Origin of the sequence: Lysobacter sp. Root916, from assembly GCF_001429785.1 — a bacterium.
GTDB lineage: Bacteria > Pseudomonadota > Gammaproteobacteria > Xanthomonadales > Xanthomonadaceae > Lysobacter.
The window spans coordinates 213,602-230,021 of the sequence record NZ_LMJF01000016.1 but is presented as its reverse complement, the minus strand read 5'-3'; the positions used below and the strand labels follow the sequence as shown (position 1 = coordinate 230,021).

Below are 16,420 nucleotides of genomic sequence, written 5' to 3'. Positions count from 1 at the left end.
CGCACCGACGAGGACCACCGCATGCCCCGCTCCGCCTTCCCCACCGCCCGCACCCTGCTGCTCTACGTCCTCGCCGCGGGCCTGGTCGCCGGCACCCTGGACATCGCCTACGCGACCAGCTTCTGGGGCCTGAAGGGCGTGCCGCCGCAGCGCATCGGCCAGAGCATCGCCGCCGGCGTGCTCGGCAAGGACGCCTTCGCGGGCGGCAACGGCGCGGCCGCGCTGGGGCTGTTCCTGCACTACGTGATCGCCACCGGCATGGCCGCGGCCTACGCCCTGGTCGCGCGGCGCTGGCCGGCGCTGATCGCGCACCCCGTGCGCTACGGCCTGCTCTACGGCCTGCTGCTGTACGCCCTGATGACCTACGTGGTGGTGCCGCTGTCGGCGGTGCCCGGCGGCGGCGGTGGCGGCGGCGCTTTGTGGATCGGGTGCAGCATCGTCGCCCACGCCGTGCTGGTCGGCTTGCCGATCGCGCTGATCCTGCGCCGCGGCTTCGGCGCCGGCGATCGCGCGCACCACTCGGGCTACGCCGCCGATGCGCGCTGAGACCCCGACCCTGCGCCCGCGCCTGGCGATCGCCGCCGCCCTGGCCTGCGTCGGCGCGTTCGCCTCGATGCTGGCGATGCCGGCCGGCCACGCCGCGCCCGAACCCGAAGCGCAGGCGCCGATCGGCCTTCCGCAGGGCTATACGCGCTGGACCCATGTCAAAAGCGGCCTGATCCCCGCCGGCCACCCCGCCTTCGCCAGCTACGGCGGCCTGCACCACATCTACGCCAACGAAACCGCGCTGGCCGGCTACCGCAAGGGCGAGTTCGCCGACGGCTCGGTGCTGGCCTACGACCTGTTCGAAACCCGCACCACGCCCGACGGCAGCATCGACCAGGGCCCGCGCCGCCACGTCGATGTGATGGTCAAAGACGCGCGCCGCTACGCCGCCACCGGCGGCTGGGGCTATGCCGAGTTCGCGGCCGGCGCATCCCAGGATCGCCTCAGCCAGCCCCAGCGCGCCGGCTGCGCGGCCTGCCACGAGCACCGCAAGGCCCAGGGTTACGTTTTCAGCGAGCTCCAGGACTGAGGCCTGCCCCTCGCCTTCCCCGACGGCGGCCAGGGACGGCTGCCGCTTCCTGAGGCCCGTGCGGGCGTTGCCGACCGATAGCGACGCGCCCGTACGCGCGCGCGTGCGAAAATCGCCGCTTCGCGGAACCGGTACGACCGGCCCGCCCAGGCAGGACAGGCGATGATCACCAACGACGTATTGCGCAGCATCCGCTACATGCTCGACCTCAGCGACAACAAGGTCGTGGAACTGGTCCAGCAGGCGGACCCGGATTTCGCGCTCGACAAGGCGCAGGTCCAGGCCTTCCTCAAGAAGGACGAGGACGAGGGCTACGCCGAATGCAGCGACGCGGTGCTCGCGCGCTTCCTGGACGGACTGGTCTATCACTACCGCGGCCGCGACGAGAGCCTGCCGCCGCGCCCGTTCGAAAAACGCGTCAGCAACAACCTGGTGCTGAAGAAGCTGCGCGTGGCCTTCGAGCTCAAGGACGTCGACATGCACCAGGCCTTCGCCGACGCCGGCTTCCCGGTCTCCAAGCCGGAACTGAGCGCGCTGTTCCGCCAGCCCGATCACAAGAACTACCGCGCCTGCGGCGATCAGCTGCTGCGCAACTTCCTCAAGGGGCTGACGCTGCGCGTGCGCCGCCCGTCCTGATCCGCGCGCCGCGCATCAGTCCCGGCGCCGGAAGCCTTCGATGCGCCGCCACGGCGATTGCGCCGAATCGCGCTCCCAGGCGCTGCCCACTTCGGCACGGACGATGTCCAGCAAGCTTTCGTCCATGCGGATGAAGCTTTCCATCGGGCAGATCTTCGGCGGATTCGCATCCAGCCACGCTTGAGTTTCGCTACCGCTTTGGAATATCCAACCCGAGTCGTGCGGATTGTTGGGTTTCGAGCGATAGGCGTAGCACACCGGCAGCCGTTGCGGCCCCATCACCTGGTCCGAGGCCAGCACCAGCGGCGCGAACGCCGCCAACTTGGCGTCGCCATCCGTAGGCGGCGGCGACTTCTTCTTGAACGGCCACATGGCGCGCGCTCCATTCCTAGCGTGCGACGGAAACGGCGGCTAGTGCCCGCCGTCCAGCGCCTTCAACTCCGACACCAGCGCGCTGGCCATCTCGGCGCCGTCGCCGAACAGCATGCGGGTGTTGTCGGCGTAGAACAGGGCATTCTCGATGCCGGCGAAGCCGGTGCCCTTGCCGCGCTTGATGACCACCGTGTTCTTGGAATTGACCACGTCCAGGATCGGCATGCCGTAGATCGGCGAGGCCGGATCGGTCTTGGCCACCGGATTGACCACGTCGTTGGCGCCGATCACCAGCGACACGTCGGTGTTGGGGAATTCCGGGTTGATGTCGTCCATGTCGACGATCATGTCGTAGGGCACGCCCGCCTCGGCCAGCAGCACGTTCATGTGGCCCGGCATGCGTCCGGCGACCGGATGGATCGCGAACTTCACCTTGACCCCGCGCTCGGTGAGCTTCTGGGTCAGCTCCCAGATCTTGTGCTGGGCCTGCGCCACCGCCAGGCCGTAGCCGGGCACGATCACCACGCGCTCGGCGAAGGCCATCATCGCGGCCACATCGCCGGCCTCGATCGGCTTCTGGCTGCCGCTGATTTCCTGGGCCTGGCCGCCGCCGCCGAAGTTGGAGAACAGCACGCCGGTGATCGGCCGGTTCATGGCCTTGGCCATCAGGCGCGTGAGCAGCATGCCGGCCGCGCCGACCATGGTGCCGGCGATGATCAGGGCCTCGTTGCCGAGCACATAGCCTTCGAAGGCCACCGCCAGACCGGTCAGGGCGTTGTACAGCGAGATCACCACCGGCATGTCGGCGCCGCCGATCGGCAGCGTCATCAACACGCCCAGGGCCAGGGCGACCACGAAGAAAGCGATGATCGCCGGCACGTTCAAGGTCAGCACCACGATCGCGCCCAGCGCCACCAGCGCCAGCGCCACCGCGGCGTTGAAGATCTGCTGGCCCGGGAACACCACGCGCCGGTCGAGGCGGCCGTCGAGCTTGGCCCAGGCGATGATCGAACCCGACAGCGAAACCGCGCCGATCGCCGCGCCGATCACCGCCAGCACCACGGTGACGGTGGGCTGCTGCATGTCGACGTGGCCGGACTGCAGCTGCGCCAGCAGCGGATCGCTGGTCTGCAGGCTGGCGAAGCGCAGCAGCTCGACCGCGCCGATCGCCGCCGCCGAACCGCCGCCCATGCCGTTGTACAGCGCGACCATCTGCGGCATGTCGGTGATCGCGACCTTCTTGCCCGAGATCCAGGCCAGACCGGTGCCGATCGCCAGCGCCAGCACGATCAACACCAGGTTATGCAGGTCGGGCAGCAGGAAGGTGGCCGCGGTCGCGATCACCATGCCCATGCCGGCCCAGCGGATGCCGCTGCGCGCGGTCACCGGCGAGGCCATGCGTTGCAGGCCCAGCAGGAACAGGGTGGCGGCGACGAAATAGCTGGCCGACGCCAGCAGCACCTGCGCGCTCATGCCTGGCCCCCGGACTTGGCGTCGGGCTTCTTGCTGGCCTTGAACATCTCCAGCATGCGCTCGGTGACCACGTAGCCGCCGGCCGCGTTACCCGCGCCCAGCAGCACGGCGACGAAGCCGATCGCCTTCTCCAGGGTGGTATCGGCGTGGCCCAGGACCACCATCGCGCCGATCAGGACGATGCCGTGGATGAAGTTGGAGCCGGACATCAGCGGTGTGTGCAGGATCACCGGCACCCGCGAGATGATCACGTGGCCGGCGATCGCCGCCAGCATGAAGATGTACAGCGCCACGAACCCGTCGCCCATCTTTGCCTTCCCCTTGCGATGTCTCCCGCATCATAACGTTCCATGAACCCGGCGCCAGCGCTGTCAACCGTGACGGCGATCGGGCGTTTGTCTCCTCGCAAGGGTTCAAACGCATCCACGACGAGGAGAGCCGCATGAAAACCACAGCTTATCTGGCCGTCCTGGCCTGTCTGGCCGCCTTGGGACTGGCCGGCACCGCCGTCGCCGGCGACCGCGGCGACCGGGTCGAGCACCGCATGGAGCGCCACGGCGAGCGCATCGACCACCGCCTGGACCGGCGCGGGGACCGCATCGAGGCCCGCAGCGACCGTCGCGCGGATGCCCTGGCCGCGCACGGCCATGCCCGCGCCGCCGCCCGCGTCGACCGCCATGGCGAGCGCGTCGAAGCGCGCCTGGACCGTCGCGGCGACCTCGCCCAGGCGCACTGGGAACGTCGCGGCGAGCGTTACGACCGCCACTGGGACCGCCGGCATTAAGCCTTGAGCCGTATGCTGCAACTCGTGTCCGCCGAAGCCGACGACCTGGCCCTGGTCGCGCCCGCCCTGGGCGCGGCCGAGCGCAGCCCCGCGACGCTGGAGGAATTCCTCGCCGGCATCGGCACGCGCGCGTTCCGTTTCGCCGAACTCGGCCTGCGCCAGCGCGACGACGCGCTGGACGCGGTGCAGGACGCGATGATGAAGATGCTCGGCTATCGCGAGCGCCCGGCCGCGGAATGGACCCCGCTGTTCTGGAGCATCCTGCGCAGCCGCATCGTCGATGTGCAGCGCCGGCGCGCATTCCGCCTGCGCTGGCTGATGCCGGGCGCGCGCGAGGACGAAGCGCCGATCGACTGGGCCGACGACGGCCCCGATCCGGCCCGCACCCACGACGGACGCGAGGCTTATTCGCGTCTGGCCGACGCCCTGGGCAAGCTGCCGCGCCGACAGCGCGAGGCCTTCAGCTTGCGAATACTGGAAGAACTCGACGTCGCCACGACCGCGCAGGCGATGGGCTGTAGCGAAGGCGCGGTGAAGACGCATCTGTCGCGCGCGCGCGAAGCGCTGCAGCGGCAATTGGAGGACTGGCGATGAACCACAACGACCCGCGCTACGGCGCCGACCCCACGGCCGACGGCGACCGCGCCTTCGACGAGGCCGCACGCGCCCTGCACCGGCGCGCGCTGGGCGAGATATCGGCGCCCACCCGCGCCCGATTGCGCCTGGCCCGACACGCCGCGCACGCCGACGCGCGCGCGCCACGCCGCGGTATGGGCTGGGCCCTGGCCAGCGGCTGCGCGGCGGTGTTCGCGCTCGCGATCGGCCTGCAGTTGCAGCGCACGCCGCAGCCAGCGGCGCCGCCGGTCGCCGCGCCCGCGGTCGCAGGCCTGCCCGCCCCCGAAGCGGCCGCCTACGACAGCAGCACCGCGCTGGCCTCGCTGGACGAGAATCCCGATTTCTACCTGTGGCTGGCGTCCGCCGACGACCTGCCCGCAACGGAGTAAGCCCGCATGATCCGCCTTCCGCATCGCACCGCATGGGCCGCCCTGCTCGGGTTGTGCCTGCTCGCGCCCGCGGCGTTCGCCGCCGGGCCGCAAGCGGCCGCGTCCAAGGCCCCCCCGCCTCCGGCCTGGGAACAGCTCAGCCCGCAACAGCGCGAACAACTGATCGCGCCGGTGCGCGACCGCTGGAACGCCGAGCCCGACGAGCGTCAACGCATGCTCGACCACGCCCGCCGCTGGCAGCAGATGACGCCCGACGAGCGCAAGCGCGCCCGTCACGGCATGCGCCGCTGGGAAGGCATGAATCCGGAGCAGCGCGAAGAGGCGCGCGCGTTGTTCGGGCGCATGCGCAATCTCAACGAGGCCGATCGCGAAGCCCTGCGCGAACGCTGGCGTGCGATGACGCCGGAGCAGCGGCGCGAGTGGATGCAGAACAACGCGCCCAAGCCGCGCGATCGCGACGACGACCGCGAGCGCCGCGGCCCGAAGGACGCGCCGCGCCCGCAGCGTTGACCTATTCGCCCCCCCCCTTTGAAAAAGGGGGGCCAGGGGGGATTTGCTGTTGCTCCTGAGCTTCTAACAGCCCAAGAGCAAATCCCCCTCAATCCCCCTTTTTCAAAGGGGGAGGACAAGTTTCGAAGGGGGAGGACAGGCGGACATTCCGACGATTGCCGCCGGTCCGAGCGTAGGCGTCGAGTTGAGCAGGAGCCCTCCTGCGCTTGTTTCTGATGCCCTATGCGGTTCCCCCCTTTGAAAAAGGGGGCCAGGGGGGATTTGCTGTTGCCCCTGAGCTTCCAAAAGCCCAAAAGCAAATCCCCCTCAATCCCCCTTTTTCAAAGGGGGAGGACAAGTTTCGAAGGGGAGGACAGCGGACATTCCGACGATTGCCGCCGGTCCGAGCGCAGTACTTCGATCGTCATTGCATTGAGATCGTCGTCCATGCCAGGGCTCCGCTCAGGGCCCCGTGCAGCTTGCGCGCACTCAGGTTGAGCGCATGCAACCGAACGCCAAATAGCAATGAGCTGAGCCTTGATCAGCTTTCGCTAACGCGAACACCGTGCGCGCGGGCTAGGGACAGAATCGGCCCCAAGGCCTCCTGCACTTGGCGGGAGGGTAAGCAGTGCGCGCAATTTCGCGAGAAAAACAGCAACAGGAAACCGCCTTGTTGCTTCACCTGCAAGATCGCTTTCCAAGACTGCGTCCATTCCTCGGTCTCGCTGAAGGCGCGCAAGCCGAAGTCGCCGAAGCGGTATCGGTAGATCCGTCCTTTGTGGGTCCGGGAGAAGTGCACCGTGGCGGTCAAGACAGCCTGCATCAACAACGGGAATGCCAACGCCAGCACCAGCGCCGCCAGTGCGGGGCCTTCCGCATCGATCGAAAAGCCCCGATACAGTTGCACCAGCAGCAGCACCGATACGATCAACGGCGCCGCCAGTATCCCCAGGATGCCTACCGGGGTCTGCCACGACATCACCAGGGCCGAGCGGAGCCGATCCCAATAGCTGTAGCGGAACCGAACCTCGATCTCGGACTGATCCGGCGCCGACGAACTCATGCCGCCGCCGCGCGCTCCGGCCACACCGTCTTGGCCAGCAGTTCATCGTTCCAATCGAACTTGAGCTCGCCGTTGTCGACGAACAGGCTGACGAAATTGAACACGTTGCGCGCATACATCTCGCTGGCGTGCACGGCGCCGCTGCTGGCCAGGTTGAGCGGGCCGGCGATGGTCACGCCTTCCACGTCCACGGTTTCGCCGGGACGGGTGAGCTCGCAGTTGCCGCCGGTTTCCGCGGCCAGGTCGACCAGCACGCTGCCCGGCTTCATGCCGGCGATCATCGCCGCGCTCACGATCTTCGGCGCCGGGCGGCCCGGCACCGCGGCGGTGCAGACGATCACGTCGATGTTCTTCAGGTGCTCGCCCAGGCGGCGCTGCTGTTCGGCGCGCTCCTCCTCGGTGAGCTGGCGCGCGTAGCCGCCCTCGCCCGCGGCGCTCACGCCCAGGTCGAGGAACTTGCCACCCAGCGATTCGATCTGTTCGCGCGTTTCCGGGCGCACGTCGAAGCCTTCGACCTGCGCGCCCAGGCGCTTGGCCGTGGCGACGGCCTGCAGTCCGGCGACGCCGGCGCCGACGATCAGCACCTTGGACGGACGGATGGTGCCGGCCGCGGTGGTCAGCATCGGGAAGAAGCGCGGCGCCAGTTGCGCGGCGATCAGCACCGCCTTGTAGCCGGCCATACCGGCCTGCGAACTCAGCACGTCCATGGCCTGGGCACGGGTAGTGCGCGGCAGGCGCTCCAGCGGGAACGCGACCAGTCCGCGCGCGACGATCGCTTCGCCGCGCGCGGGGTCGGCCTGCGGCGCCAGCGAGCCGACCAGCACCGCGCCTTCGCGCAGGCGGCCCAGACCGGCCGCATCCGGCGGCTGCACGCACAGCACCAGATCGGCGTCGGCGAGCGCGGCGGCGGCATCGTCGGCGAGTTCGGCTCCGGCCTGCGCATAAGCCTCGTCGCCGAAGCTGGCGGCGCGGCCGGCGCCGCGCTGCACGCGTACGCGCGCGCCGCGCGCGACGAGCTTCTTGCAGGTTTCCGGGGTCAGCGCGACGCGTCGCTCGCCCGCAGCGGTTTCGCTCGCAACGCCTATGGTGATGCCCGCCATGCTTCGCTCCATACCCGGTGATGGTGTCTCGCCGCATCCTAGCCGAATAAGGCGAGGAACGAGCGCAGAGGAGCGAGGAGAGCGCTGGGCGCCGTCGGCGCCGCTAAGGATGGGGTGAGCCGTTAATCAGCCAGTGCAGGCGCGGCTGCACTGTGGCGCGCCAGCGACCACGGAGCAGGAGCCGCTTTCGCTCGCTCCTTCACCCTCCCCACTTTTCCTGGACGCCGCTGGCGCCGCTACGGATGGTATAAGCCGCTAATCAGCCAGTGCAGGCGCGGTCGCACTGTGGCGCGCCAGCGATCACGGAGCAGGAGCCGCTTTCGCTCACTCCTCACTCCTCCCACTCTTTCCTGGCTTTCAGCGGTGGCCGACCGCGCGATCGAGATGGCGGCGGACCTGGCGCATGGCCTCATCGAAGGCGTTGCGTTCGGCGCCGATGCTGAGGCGGCCTTCGCTGGCCAGGATCGCGAGTTCCTCGGCCGAGGCCGCGAACACGCGCAGGCCGCGGCGATTGACCAGCAGGTAGCGCGAGGTCAGCGGGCTGACCCAGGCCACCTTGGCCGCGATCTGCTCGCCCTGCAGGTCGGTCACGCGCAGCCAGTCGCCCGGATCCAGGCCGCGCATGCGCTCGGCCAGGACCGGATCGTGCTGCGACACGTCCTTGCCCGGCGGCAGGAAGCGGCGGGTTTCCTCGATCGCCTCGTCCTCGGCCGCGGGCAGCGGCGAGGCCGGACGCGTGCGGCGCGCCGAATCCGGCGTCGCCAGTGCCCGCACCAGACCGGCCATGCCGTGCTGGGCGGCGCTGTCGTCCAGGCCGGAACTGGCCAGGCACTGCACGATCAGCGGTTGCAGGGAGATCAGGCGGTCGGCGAGTTCGCGGCCGCGTTGTTCGGCGGCCAGGCGGTCGGCTTCGATCAGGGCGTCGCCCAGCGACAGGGCTTCGTCGCGGCGCGCTTCGCCGCCTTCGCGCAGCAGCACCTGGACCAGGTGATGGCGCCAGGGCATGGCCAGGAAATCGGCCACGGCCTGGGTCAGCGGCGGCTCGGCCAGGCGCTCGCGCAGGGCGTGATCGGCCTGGTTGCGCGCCGCGCCGAGACGCTCGCGGCCGTAGGTGGCCTTGGCTGCGCGCTGTTCCTGCAGCTCGACCCGGCGGCGCTGCTGCGCCAGCAGGGCGTCGAGCTCGGCGTGCGCCATCTCGAACACGGCCACGTCTTCGTTGTATTCGGCGACCACGCGCTGCGAGATCTCGGTGGCGCGGTCTAGCAGTTCGCGGTCCTGCGGGGTCTCGCCGTCGTTGCCTTCGCAGGCCTCGGTGATCGCGTCGAGCAGGCGGCGCGCCGGGTGCTCGCGCTTGACGAACACTTCGTTGTCGGTCAGCGCGACCTTGACGTAGGGCAGCACCAGGCGCGCGTAGAGACGGCGCGCGCGATCCTGCAGGGCGTGATTGCGGAACAGCGAATCGAACAACAAAGCGACCAGATCGATCGCGTCGTCTTCTTCGGCGCTGAAGCAGGTCTGGTCGGGGTTCAGGCCGAGCCGGCGGGCGCCGTCGTGCAGATGGTCGCGGATGCTCTCGCCCAGGCGCCCGGACACGGCCAGGGCGCGCGCGAACGCGTCCGGCGGTTCGGGCTGCAGTAGCGAAGCCACGCTGACCACTTCATCGATACGCAGCTCGCGGCGCGGCGCCATCGTGCGCTGCGGGGCGTGGGCGTTGGGAACCGCGTCGGACCGCATCAGTCCTTCGCGCCAGGCATGCAATTGACTGCGCAAATCGGCGAGCTCGCTGGCCATGGCCGCGATATCGCTGGGCGACATCGGCGGACGTTGGGGGTCGTGTTGGGCGGTCGAGCCGCCGTGGGGCGGCGCGACGCCGCCATACGCGCCGTAACCGCCGGCGCCCGGCGCAGGCCCCCCAAAGCCCGCGCCATAGTTCGGATCGAAACTGTCGCCGTAGCCGCGCTCGCGCGCCGGCTCGCGCGCCGGCTTGGCGCCCAGGCCCGGGCCTAGCCCGACCCCATAGCCGCCGCTGGACAGCAAGGTGTTGACCCGGCCGTACAGATCGCCGAGCACGCGTGCCAGCTCGTGTTCGTACTGGCGGAACAGACGCGCGCGCAGGGCCTCGGGCAGCTGCGCGTCGACGAAGGTTTCGACGAAGGCGGCGACCAGGCGCTGCGGGCCGATCGGATTGGGGCCGGGCGCCAGGCCCATGACCTCCGAAACCGCGGCCAGACGGCCCTGGACCATATCCAGGGGGCGCGCATAGCGGCCGCACAGGGATTCGGTCAGGCGTTCGCCGGCTAGGTCGAATTCGAGCTGGTTCTCGTCCACCAGCCGCATCGGCACCTCGCCGCCGCTGCGGATGCGCAGGGCGCGGAATTCGTCGAAACCCTTGGCCACCTGCTGGCGGAACGCCATCACGTGGGTAGCCTGATGCTGCCGCAGCACCCACAATGCAGCCTGGTCTTCGTATTGATGCTGTTTGCCGTCGCCCTTGAGCGAGTCCACCTTCATGGCGTCCTCGATCGGGCCGTACAGGGTTCCCGGCAGGCCGCCCAGCTGCTCCAATGCCAGGCGCTTGATCTCCTCGAGCATGCGCAAGGGATCGGTACGCGTGGCTTGAGCTACGCCGTGCGGATGAGCAGACACTGCGTGTTCCCCTGTTCCCGTGAAGGGCTTGAATCGTGTGGACCGAACGTGCCGTTTTTAGGCAGTTGGCAGCAGCATAGTGGCAAGATACGACAGCGCATGCACACACAAAATAGGCTTTTGTGACTGATGTCTCGAATCGATACCGACTTCCCTCCTGAATCCGAAAAAGCGTTAGCGACTCTGGACACTCGGCGCTCGGTGCCAGCAAAACAGCTGACCGAACCCGGGCCGGACCCGCGCGAACTCGAGCGCATGCTGCGCTCGGCGGTGCGGGTGCCGGACCATGGCAAGCGGGTGCCGTTCCGCTTTCTCAGCATCCGCGGCGACGCCCGCCACGCCCTGGGCGAGCGCCTGGCTGCGCGCGGCCGCGAGCGCGACCCCGGCGCCGGCGAGGCCGCGGTGGAGAAGGACCGCGGGCGGTTCTCGCACGCTCCTTTAATAGTGGTGGTGATCGCGCGGCTGGGCCCGGACGAGAAGATCCCCGAGCAGGAGCGCCTGCTGACCGCCGGCAGCGTCTGCTTCGCCCTGCTCCAGGCCGCGCAGGCCCTGGGCTACGGCGCGGTCTGGCTGACCGGCTGGCCGGCCTACGACCCTCAGGTCCTGTCCTGGCTGGGCCTGGGCGCCGACGAGCGCGTGGCCGGCTTCATCCACATCGGCACGCCCAAGCTCGAGGCGCCCGAGCGCGAACGCCCCGACCCGCTCGCCCTGCTGACCGACTGGACGCCCGAATGAGCGCCGCGCGCCCGCCGCTGTACCTGGTCGACGCCAGCCTCTACGTGTTCCGCGCCTGGCACTCGATGCCCAACGAGTTCGAGGACGCCGAGGGCTGGCCGACCAACGCCGTGCACGGCTTCGCGCGCTTCCTGGTCGAACTGATCGAACGCGAACGCCCGCGCCACATCGCGATCGCCTTTGACGAAGCCCTGGACTCGTGCTTCCGCAACGCCTTCTACCCGGCCTACAAGGCCAACCGCGAGCCGGCGCCGCAGGAACTCAAGCGCCAGTTCGCGCATTGCAAATCGCTGTGCCGCGCGCTGGGCCTGCCGGTGCTCGCCCACAGCGAGTACGAGGCCGACGATCTGATCGGCAGCGCCCTGGCCGCGATGCGCGTGCAGGGCTACCGCGGCGTGATCGTCTCGGCCGACAAGGACCTGTCGCAGCTGCTGGACGGCGCCGACGAACAATGGGACTACGCGCGCGGCCAGCGCTGGCGCGCGGACGGCGTGCCGGCGCGGCACGGCGTCGAAGCCCATCAGATCGCCGACTACCTGGCCCTGTGCGGCGACGCGGTCGACAACATCCCCGGCGTGCCCGGCATCGGCGCCAAGACCGCGGCGGCCCTGCTCGGCCACTTCGGCACCCTGGACGCCCTGCTGGCGCGGGTCGAGGAAGTCCCCTTCCTGCGCGTGCGCGGCGCCGCCAGCGCGGCCGCGCGCCTGCGCGAACACCGCGAACAGGCCCTGCTGTGCCGGCGCCTGACCACGATCGCCCTGGACGCGCCGCTCGGCGACGACGCGCCGTTCCTGCGCGGCTCCGGCCTGGCCCCGGAGCTGATAGGCCTGTGCGAATCCCTGCGTTTCGGCCCCATGACCCGGCGCCGCCTGCACGAGGCCGCCGGCCTGGACTTCGCCACGTCATCGCTTCCGTCGTAGCATCGCAGCGAACGAACGCCCGGACACGCGATGAACGAACCAGTCGAAACCCTGTACGACGGCCAATGGCTGCGGATGATGCGTCGCGGCCGCTGGGAGTACGCCGAGCGCACTCACGGCAAGGGCATGGCGGTGATCATCGTCGCGGTCACGCCCGAGGATAAGCTGCTGTTCGTCGAGCAATACCGCGTGCCCTTGAACGCGCGCACCATCGAAATGCCGGCCGGCCTGGTCGGCGACGACCACGACGCCGACACCCTGGAGAGCGCCGCGCGCCGCGAGCTGATCGAGGAAACCGGCTGGGAGGCCGAACGCGTCGAAGTGCTGCTGACCGGCCCGACCTCCTCGGGCATGAGCAGCGAACGCATCGCCTTCGTGCGCGCGCGCCAGCTGCGCCGCGTCGGCGAAGGCGGCGGCGTCGACGGCGAGGACATCGTGGTCCACGAAGTGCCGCGCGCCGATGCGCCGGCCTGGCTGATGCGCAAGCACGCCGAAGGCTACGAGCTCGACCTCAAGCTGTGGGCCGGCTTGTGGATGATCGAACACAATCCGGATGGGTCGCGCGCGGATTGAGCGAGACCGGCCGCAGACGCCTGCGGCATGGGCGTCGCCAGGGGCACTTTGAGACCACGTCTTTTCCGTCTATTTCCGCACGGAGCCCGACGCTAAGCTGACGCGTACCCCATCGGCGCCCCCCCGCATATGCACCTATCGATTCGCGGCGATGGCTGCCGCCCAGGGCCGCATGCAAACCGCGTCGACGCGGAACGCCAAGCGAACGCCTCCGCGCTCCGACGCCGACGCAGCCGTCCCACGCAGCGCTTGGGCTGAGCCCGCGATGCCATTCGATCTGCAAGTATCGGATGACCTGCTGTTCGCATTCCACGCGCGCAAGGTCCTGCTCGGCTACAACAGCCCGGCGCCGAAGGACGGCGTCTACGGCTGGCTCAAGCGCGGACAGACGCTGCGCCTGCACAACCCCATCGTGATCGAACGCAATTGCGGCCTCTACGGCGGCGCCTACGTACCCTTGGTGGGCGGCCTGCCCTCCTGCGGTCTGTGTTCGATGGGGGCTTTCAGTTACTCGTATTCCGGACTTCCGGACGGATTGACGGTGGGACGCTACGCCTCGATATCCACCGGGCTGCGCTTCATCGATTCGTTCCATCCGCTGGATACGCTGACGACCTCGGCGATCACGTTCCGTCCGCACAACCATCTGTACGCCGAGTTCGCGAGCGATCGCGTCCGCGATTTCGCCGCCGGCTTCAGGATCGGCGGCACCCGCCCTTATCCCACCGTGGGCCACGACGTCTGGATCGGCGCCAACGTGACCCTGGCGATGGGCATACGGCTGGGCACGGGCTGCGTGGTCGCGGCCAACAGCGTCGTCACCCGCGACGTCGCGCCGTACACGATCGTCGCCGGAAATCCGGCCAAGCCGGTCCGGTTACGCATGCCCGAAGAAACGGCGGCGCGATTGCTGGACAGCGCCTGGTGGGAGCTCGATCCGAGCGCGCTCTTCGCGCTGGACTTTGCAGCCCCGGAGCGCATCCTGGACGCGCTGGCGTCGGGCTCGTGGCCGAAGTTCGACTTCCTGCCGACCCGCATCGAAGCGCCGGCCGTGTCGGAGCCGTAGCCCCGCACGCGCAGGCGCGCAGCGGCCTCACCGCTTATAGCGTCGCTGCTCCTTGGCCCCGAACTTGGTCCAGTGCGCCTTGGCGGTATCGGCGCCGGAGACGCCCGTCGTACGCAGCACCGGATTCATGTCCACATACACCGCGTGCGAGAAATCGTTGGGCGCGCTGTACCGGTGCAGCCGTCCCTCCTGCTGGCCGTACTGCAGATAGTGCGTGGTCGCCCCGATCTGGTTCGCGTGCCCGGCCAGCGCCACGTCCGGATTGAGGAACAGATAGCTACGCCAATGGAATCCGTCGGGGCAACGGTCGAAGTCCAAGGTTTGCGAGTAGCCGTCGGCGAACAGGCCGAAGTTGGCGTTCAATACCCGTCCATACGCGCTCATCGGAGCGCCGTGCACGTAGACGCGCTTCCAGAACGAATACAGGCCGACGGCGCGCGGGTCGTCGACGCAGGCGACCGGCATGTGCTTGTTCTGATAGGGCACGGCGATGCCGACCACCGCGTGGCCGGCCGTGCGCATGCAATCCTCGACGAAGGCCAGCGCGTCCGGGCCGAGCGGATCGCGGTAGTGATGCTTCCACACCGCCAGCATCGCGCGGCGGAAACCCAGGCGCAGCGCGGTATGGAAATCGCCGCGGTCGTAGCACTGCAGCACGACCCGGTCCACCAGCCCCTGCCTCTCGGCCTCGGTGTAGACCTGTTGGGCGATGTATTCGTAGTCGGCGTCGGATCCGATGCTGCAAACCAAGGCCTTGTCGCGCCGCGCGCAAGTCCGGATGGCGTCGCCCAGCGCGATCGGGCGCAGGCGCTCATCGTAGCGGGCGGCCAAAAACTCCTGCACGGATACCTCGGCGAACGGTCGATCGAAGCCGTAATGGGCCTCGTTGCCCTCTCGCGCGACGATCACGCCGTCGCCGCATCGCAGCAGATCCAGTTCCACCACATCCAGCACCCGGATCGCGCGCTCGACGGCCTCGGCCGAATTGCTGGCGTGATAGCCCAGGCAGTCGCCTCCCTTATGGGCGATCGTGGCGTTGCGCGAGAAGAACAAATTGGCCATCGCCAGAGAGTCGGCGTGAACCGCGGGCGAGACGCCGCGCAAGGCTCGCTTTGCGGCCACGTCGTCCAGTTCGCAGGCCCTGACGATCTCGCTGACGATCGAGTCGGCGCTGTCCTCGCCGATCGCGGTCCCGGCCAGGATGCGCCGCCGCATGCGCAGCAATGCGTCGGCCACGTGGGGATCGTCCGACATCACCGCCTCCACCGCGGCACGGATGCAGCCGGGCCGGGTCGGATAGCCGCCGCAGAACAGATCGGCGCTGCCGGCCGCGTATGGAAAATCGTACAGCGTGGCATTGTTGTCCGAGTACTCCCTGAGCAGGACCTGCACCACCGGCTTGCCCAGCGCGGCGGCCTCGAAGATGGTCGAGGACAGGTCGGAAATCAGGCAATCGGCGTGCTTCAACAACTCGCTCATGGTGCCGCTGACGTTGGCGGCGACGTTCATCCGGGACACGTCCAGATGCGCCGTCTCCGGATGCAACAGCGTCACATGGTTATCCAGACCGGCGATCTCGTCTATCGCCTTGGCCATATCCAGGTTGTTGGAGATATGCCAGGTGGGCGCGAACAATATGATCGGCTTGGCGGGATCCAGCCGATACCGGCTCGCGATTTGCTCTCGCGTAGCGGTCGGCGCGGACAACAACTGTTTGGCCTTGATGAAGCCCGCCGAGCGGACCTTGTCGGCGTGGCCGTCTCCATCCGGGAAGAAGGTCAACAGGGATCGGGAATGATCCGGCCCCGCGGTCACGATGACATCGAAAAAGTTGAATCGATCTTGGTTGGCCAGAAACCATTTGAGATTGCTGGCGCCATGGTCGACCAACACCCTGGGTTTATCCGCATAGGCACCGCGTGGCGGACTCACCGGCAGATTGAAGTAGACCAGGCAATCGCAATCCAGCCCTTCGGGAAGTTCCGAGGCGGTGGTAAAGATGGGCGCCACGTTCGCCGCGGTCAGTTCGTTGACCAGACTGAGCGCGCAGTCGTAATGCTTGCCGATGTAGGTATCGCCGAACAGCACTCGCTTGCACTTGAGCCGGTCCTCGATGCCCACCTTGACCTCGGTCGACGACACCCCGGGCGTGCGCGGCAGATAGACGACCTCGCAACTGACCCAGTCGAACTTGCCCTCCCAATCGTCGCCCATGACCAGCACATCCGCCTGATGTTCGCGGATGTAGTGGTCCTTCTCGGCCAGGGAATCCTCGTAGAACACCTCGTCGACCGCCTTGAGCGCCGCCACGCACTCCAGCCTGTGGCGCTGATCGAAGAAAGAGCGCTTGCCCTTCTCGGCGTTCAACCTGTCCGTGGACACACCCACGACCAGGTAGTCGCCCAACGCCTTGGCGCGCTCCAGGATTCTGAGGTGACCGTCGTGGAGCAAATCGAAGGTACCGAAGGTGATGACTTTCTTCAT

At 68.6% G+C, this 16,420-nt stretch carries 18 protein-coding genes; 11 read left to right on the top strand and 7 right to left on the bottom strand.

Going from position 1 to position 16,420, the window contains the following annotated elements; translation table 11 throughout:
- Positions 1-21 precede the first annotated feature (21 nt).
- The 3 genes from ASE35_RS19325 (at position 22) to ASE35_RS19315 (ending at position 1,711) form a co-directional block, all read left to right on the top strand.
- Positions 22-546, top strand: a complete 525-nt coding sequence (locus tag ASE35_RS19325; protein ID WP_057164825.1) for a hypothetical protein — start codon at positions 22-24, stop codon at positions 544-546.
- The gene (locus tag ASE35_RS19320; RefSeq protein ID WP_057164824.1) at positions 536-1,075 is read left to right on the top strand and encodes a cytochrome P460 family protein; all 540 of its coding nucleotides are present in this window, start codon (positions 536-538) and stop codon (positions 1,073-1,075) included. The genes ASE35_RS19325 and ASE35_RS19320 overlap by 11 nt, the downstream gene beginning before the upstream one ends.
- Positions 1,076-1,237: 162 nt before the next feature.
- Positions 1,238-1,711 (top strand): DUF1456 family protein, encoded by a 474-nt coding sequence (locus ASE35_RS19315; protein WP_056182027.1) that lies wholly within the window; start codon positions 1,238-1,240, stop codon positions 1,709-1,711.
- Between the two features lie 15 nt (positions 1,712-1,726).
- On the opposite strand, the gene ASE35_RS19310 is transcribed toward ASE35_RS19315, so the two are convergent.
- Genes ASE35_RS19310 through ASE35_RS19300 form a run of 3 tightly spaced genes read right to left on the bottom strand, consistent with a single transcriptional unit; the run spans position 1,727 to position 3,864 of the window.
- Positions 1,727-2,083: a DUF2185 domain-containing protein gene (locus tag ASE35_RS19310; protein WP_057164823.1), complete on the bottom strand. Its 357-nt coding sequence runs from the start codon at positions 2,081-2,083 to the stop codon at positions 1,727-1,729.
- Between the two features lie 39 nt (positions 2,084-2,122).
- On the bottom strand, positions 2,123-3,556 hold the full coding sequence (locus ASE35_RS19305; RefSeq protein WP_056182034.1) for an NAD(P)(+) transhydrogenase (Re/Si-specific) subunit beta: 1,434 nt from the start codon (positions 3,554-3,556) through the stop codon (positions 2,123-2,125).
- Positions 3,553-3,864: an NAD(P) transhydrogenase subunit alpha gene (locus ASE35_RS19300; RefSeq protein WP_056182038.1), complete on the bottom strand. Its 312-nt coding sequence runs from the start codon at positions 3,862-3,864 to the stop codon at positions 3,553-3,555. Before ASE35_RS19300 ends, ASE35_RS19305 begins: the two co-directional genes overlap by 4 nt.
- Before the next feature lie 134 nt (positions 3,865-3,998).
- Between ASE35_RS19300 and ASE35_RS19295 the strand changes: the two genes are divergently transcribed.
- Genes ASE35_RS19295 through ASE35_RS19280 form a run of 4 tightly spaced genes read left to right on the top strand, consistent with a single transcriptional unit; the run spans position 3,999 to position 5,854 of the window.
- Complete coding sequence (locus tag ASE35_RS19295) at positions 3,999-4,340, top strand: hypothetical protein (RefSeq protein WP_057164822.1); 342 nt, start codon at positions 3,999-4,001, stop codon at positions 4,338-4,340.
- 12 nt (positions 4,341-4,352) lie between these two features.
- Positions 4,353-4,934: an RNA polymerase sigma factor gene (locus ASE35_RS19290; RefSeq protein WP_057164821.1), complete on the top strand. Its 582-nt coding sequence runs from the start codon at positions 4,353-4,355 to the stop codon at positions 4,932-4,934.
- Positions 4,931-5,344, top strand: a complete 414-nt coding sequence (locus tag ASE35_RS19285) for a hypothetical protein (RefSeq protein ID WP_057164820.1) — start codon at positions 4,931-4,933, stop codon at positions 5,342-5,344. Before ASE35_RS19290 ends, ASE35_RS19285 begins: the two co-directional genes overlap by 4 nt.
- Positions 5,345-5,350: 6 nt before the next feature.
- Positions 5,351-5,854, top strand: coding sequence for a DUF3106 domain-containing protein (locus tag ASE35_RS19280; RefSeq protein ID WP_057164819.1), 504 nt, complete (start codon positions 5,351-5,353; stop codon positions 5,852-5,854).
- Positions 5,855-6,374: 520 nt separating this feature from the next.
- Here ASE35_RS19280 and ASE35_RS19275 read toward each other — a convergent pair.
- From ASE35_RS19275 to ASE35_RS19265, 3 genes are all read right to left on the bottom strand, one after another.
- Positions 6,375-6,896 carry a YcxB family protein gene (locus ASE35_RS19275; protein ID WP_157489576.1) on the bottom strand — a complete coding sequence of 174 codons (522 nt, stop codon included), beginning with the start codon at positions 6,894-6,896 and terminating at the stop codon, positions 6,375-6,377.
- Positions 6,893-7,996: an NAD(P) transhydrogenase subunit alpha gene (locus tag ASE35_RS19270; protein ID WP_056182058.1), complete on the bottom strand. Its 1,104-nt coding sequence runs from the start codon at positions 7,994-7,996 to the stop codon at positions 6,893-6,895. The genes ASE35_RS19275 and ASE35_RS19270 overlap by 4 nt, the downstream gene beginning before the upstream one ends.
- A 357-nt stretch (positions 7,997-8,353) precedes the next feature.
- Positions 8,354-10,642: a DUF1631 family protein gene (locus tag ASE35_RS19265; RefSeq protein WP_157499331.1), complete on the bottom strand. Its 2,289-nt coding sequence runs from the start codon at positions 10,640-10,642 to the stop codon at positions 8,354-8,356.
- A gap of 129 nt (positions 10,643-10,771) precedes the next feature.
- Here ASE35_RS19265 and ASE35_RS19260 point away from each other — a divergent pair, with 129 nt between their 5' ends.
- From ASE35_RS19260 to ASE35_RS19245, 4 genes are all read left to right on the top strand, one after another.
- Entirely contained in the window at positions 10,772-11,377 is a 606-nt protein-coding gene (locus ASE35_RS19260; protein WP_057164818.1) for a nitroreductase, read from the top strand.
- Positions 11,374-12,297, top strand: a complete 924-nt coding sequence (locus ASE35_RS19255) for a 5'-3' exonuclease H3TH domain-containing protein (RefSeq protein ID WP_056182067.1) — start codon at positions 11,374-11,376, stop codon at positions 12,295-12,297. The genes ASE35_RS19260 and ASE35_RS19255 overlap by 4 nt, the downstream gene beginning before the upstream one ends.
- A gap of 30 nt (positions 12,298-12,327) precedes the next feature.
- Positions 12,328-12,870: an NUDIX hydrolase gene (locus ASE35_RS19250; protein WP_057164817.1), complete on the top strand. Its 543-nt coding sequence runs from the start codon at positions 12,328-12,330 to the stop codon at positions 12,868-12,870.
- Positions 12,871-13,135: 265 nt separating this feature from the next.
- Entirely contained in the window at positions 13,136-13,936 is an 801-nt protein-coding gene (locus ASE35_RS19245) for a CatB-related O-acetyltransferase (RefSeq protein ID WP_056182072.1), read from the top strand.
- 27 nt (positions 13,937-13,963) lie between these two features.
- Here ASE35_RS19245 and ASE35_RS21570 read toward each other — a convergent pair whose 3' ends face one another.
- Positions 13,964-16,420: an adenylyltransferase/cytidyltransferase family protein gene (locus ASE35_RS21570; RefSeq protein WP_082611379.1), complete on the bottom strand. Its 2,457-nt coding sequence runs from the start codon at positions 16,418-16,420 to the stop codon at positions 13,964-13,966.

Bases quoted from the DNA above. Each gene is read 5' to 3' on its own strand.
- ASE35_RS19325 (WP_057164825.1), top strand. From the start codon at position 22: ATGCCCCGCTCCGCCTTCCCCACCGCCCGCACCCTGCTGCTCTACGTC.
- ASE35_RS19320 (WP_057164824.1), top strand. From the start codon at position 536: ATGCGCGCTGAGACCCCGACCCTGCGCCCGCGCCTGGCGATCGCCGCC.
- ASE35_RS19315 (WP_056182027.1), top strand. From the start codon at position 1,238: ATGATCACCAACGACGTATTGCGCAGCATCCGCTACATGCTCGACCTC.
- ASE35_RS19310 (WP_057164823.1), bottom strand. From the start codon at position 2,083: ATGTGGCCGTTCAAGAAGAAGTCGCCGCCGCCTACGGATGGCGACGCC.
- ASE35_RS19305 (WP_056182034.1), bottom strand. From the start codon at position 3,556: ATGAGCGCGCAGGTGCTGCTGGCGTCGGCCAGCTATTTCGTCGCCGCC.
- ASE35_RS19300 (WP_056182038.1), bottom strand. From the start codon at position 3,864: ATGGGCGACGGGTTCGTGGCGCTGTACATCTTCATGCTGGCGGCGATC.
- ASE35_RS19295 (WP_057164822.1), top strand. From the start codon at position 3,999: ATGAAAACCACAGCTTATCTGGCCGTCCTGGCCTGTCTGGCCGCCTTG.
- ASE35_RS19290 (WP_057164821.1), top strand. From the start codon at position 4,353: ATGCTGCAACTCGTGTCCGCCGAAGCCGACGACCTGGCCCTGGTCGCG.
- ASE35_RS19285 (WP_057164820.1), top strand. From the start codon at position 4,931: ATGAACCACAACGACCCGCGCTACGGCGCCGACCCCACGGCCGACGGC.
- ASE35_RS19280 (WP_057164819.1), top strand. From the start codon at position 5,351: ATGATCCGCCTTCCGCATCGCACCGCATGGGCCGCCCTGCTCGGGTTG.
- ASE35_RS19275 (WP_157489576.1), bottom strand. From the start codon at position 6,896: ATGAGTTCGTCGGCGCCGGATCAGTCCGAGATCGAGGTTCGGTTCCGC.
- ASE35_RS19270 (WP_056182058.1), bottom strand. From the start codon at position 7,996: ATGGCGGGCATCACCATAGGCGTTGCGAGCGAAACCGCTGCGGGCGAG.
- ASE35_RS19260 (WP_057164818.1), top strand. From the start codon at position 10,772: ATGTCTCGAATCGATACCGACTTCCCTCCTGAATCCGAAAAAGCGTTA.
- ASE35_RS19255 (WP_056182067.1), top strand. From the start codon at position 11,374: ATGAGCGCCGCGCGCCCGCCGCTGTACCTGGTCGACGCCAGCCTCTAC.
- ASE35_RS19250 (WP_057164817.1), top strand. From the start codon at position 12,328: ATGAACGAACCAGTCGAAACCCTGTACGACGGCCAATGGCTGCGGATG.
- ASE35_RS19245 (WP_056182072.1), top strand. From the start codon at position 13,136: ATGCCATTCGATCTGCAAGTATCGGATGACCTGCTGTTCGCATTCCAC.
- ASE35_RS21570 (WP_082611379.1), bottom strand. From the start codon at position 16,420: ATGAAGAAAGTCATCACCTTCGGTACCTTCGATTTGCTCCACGACGGT.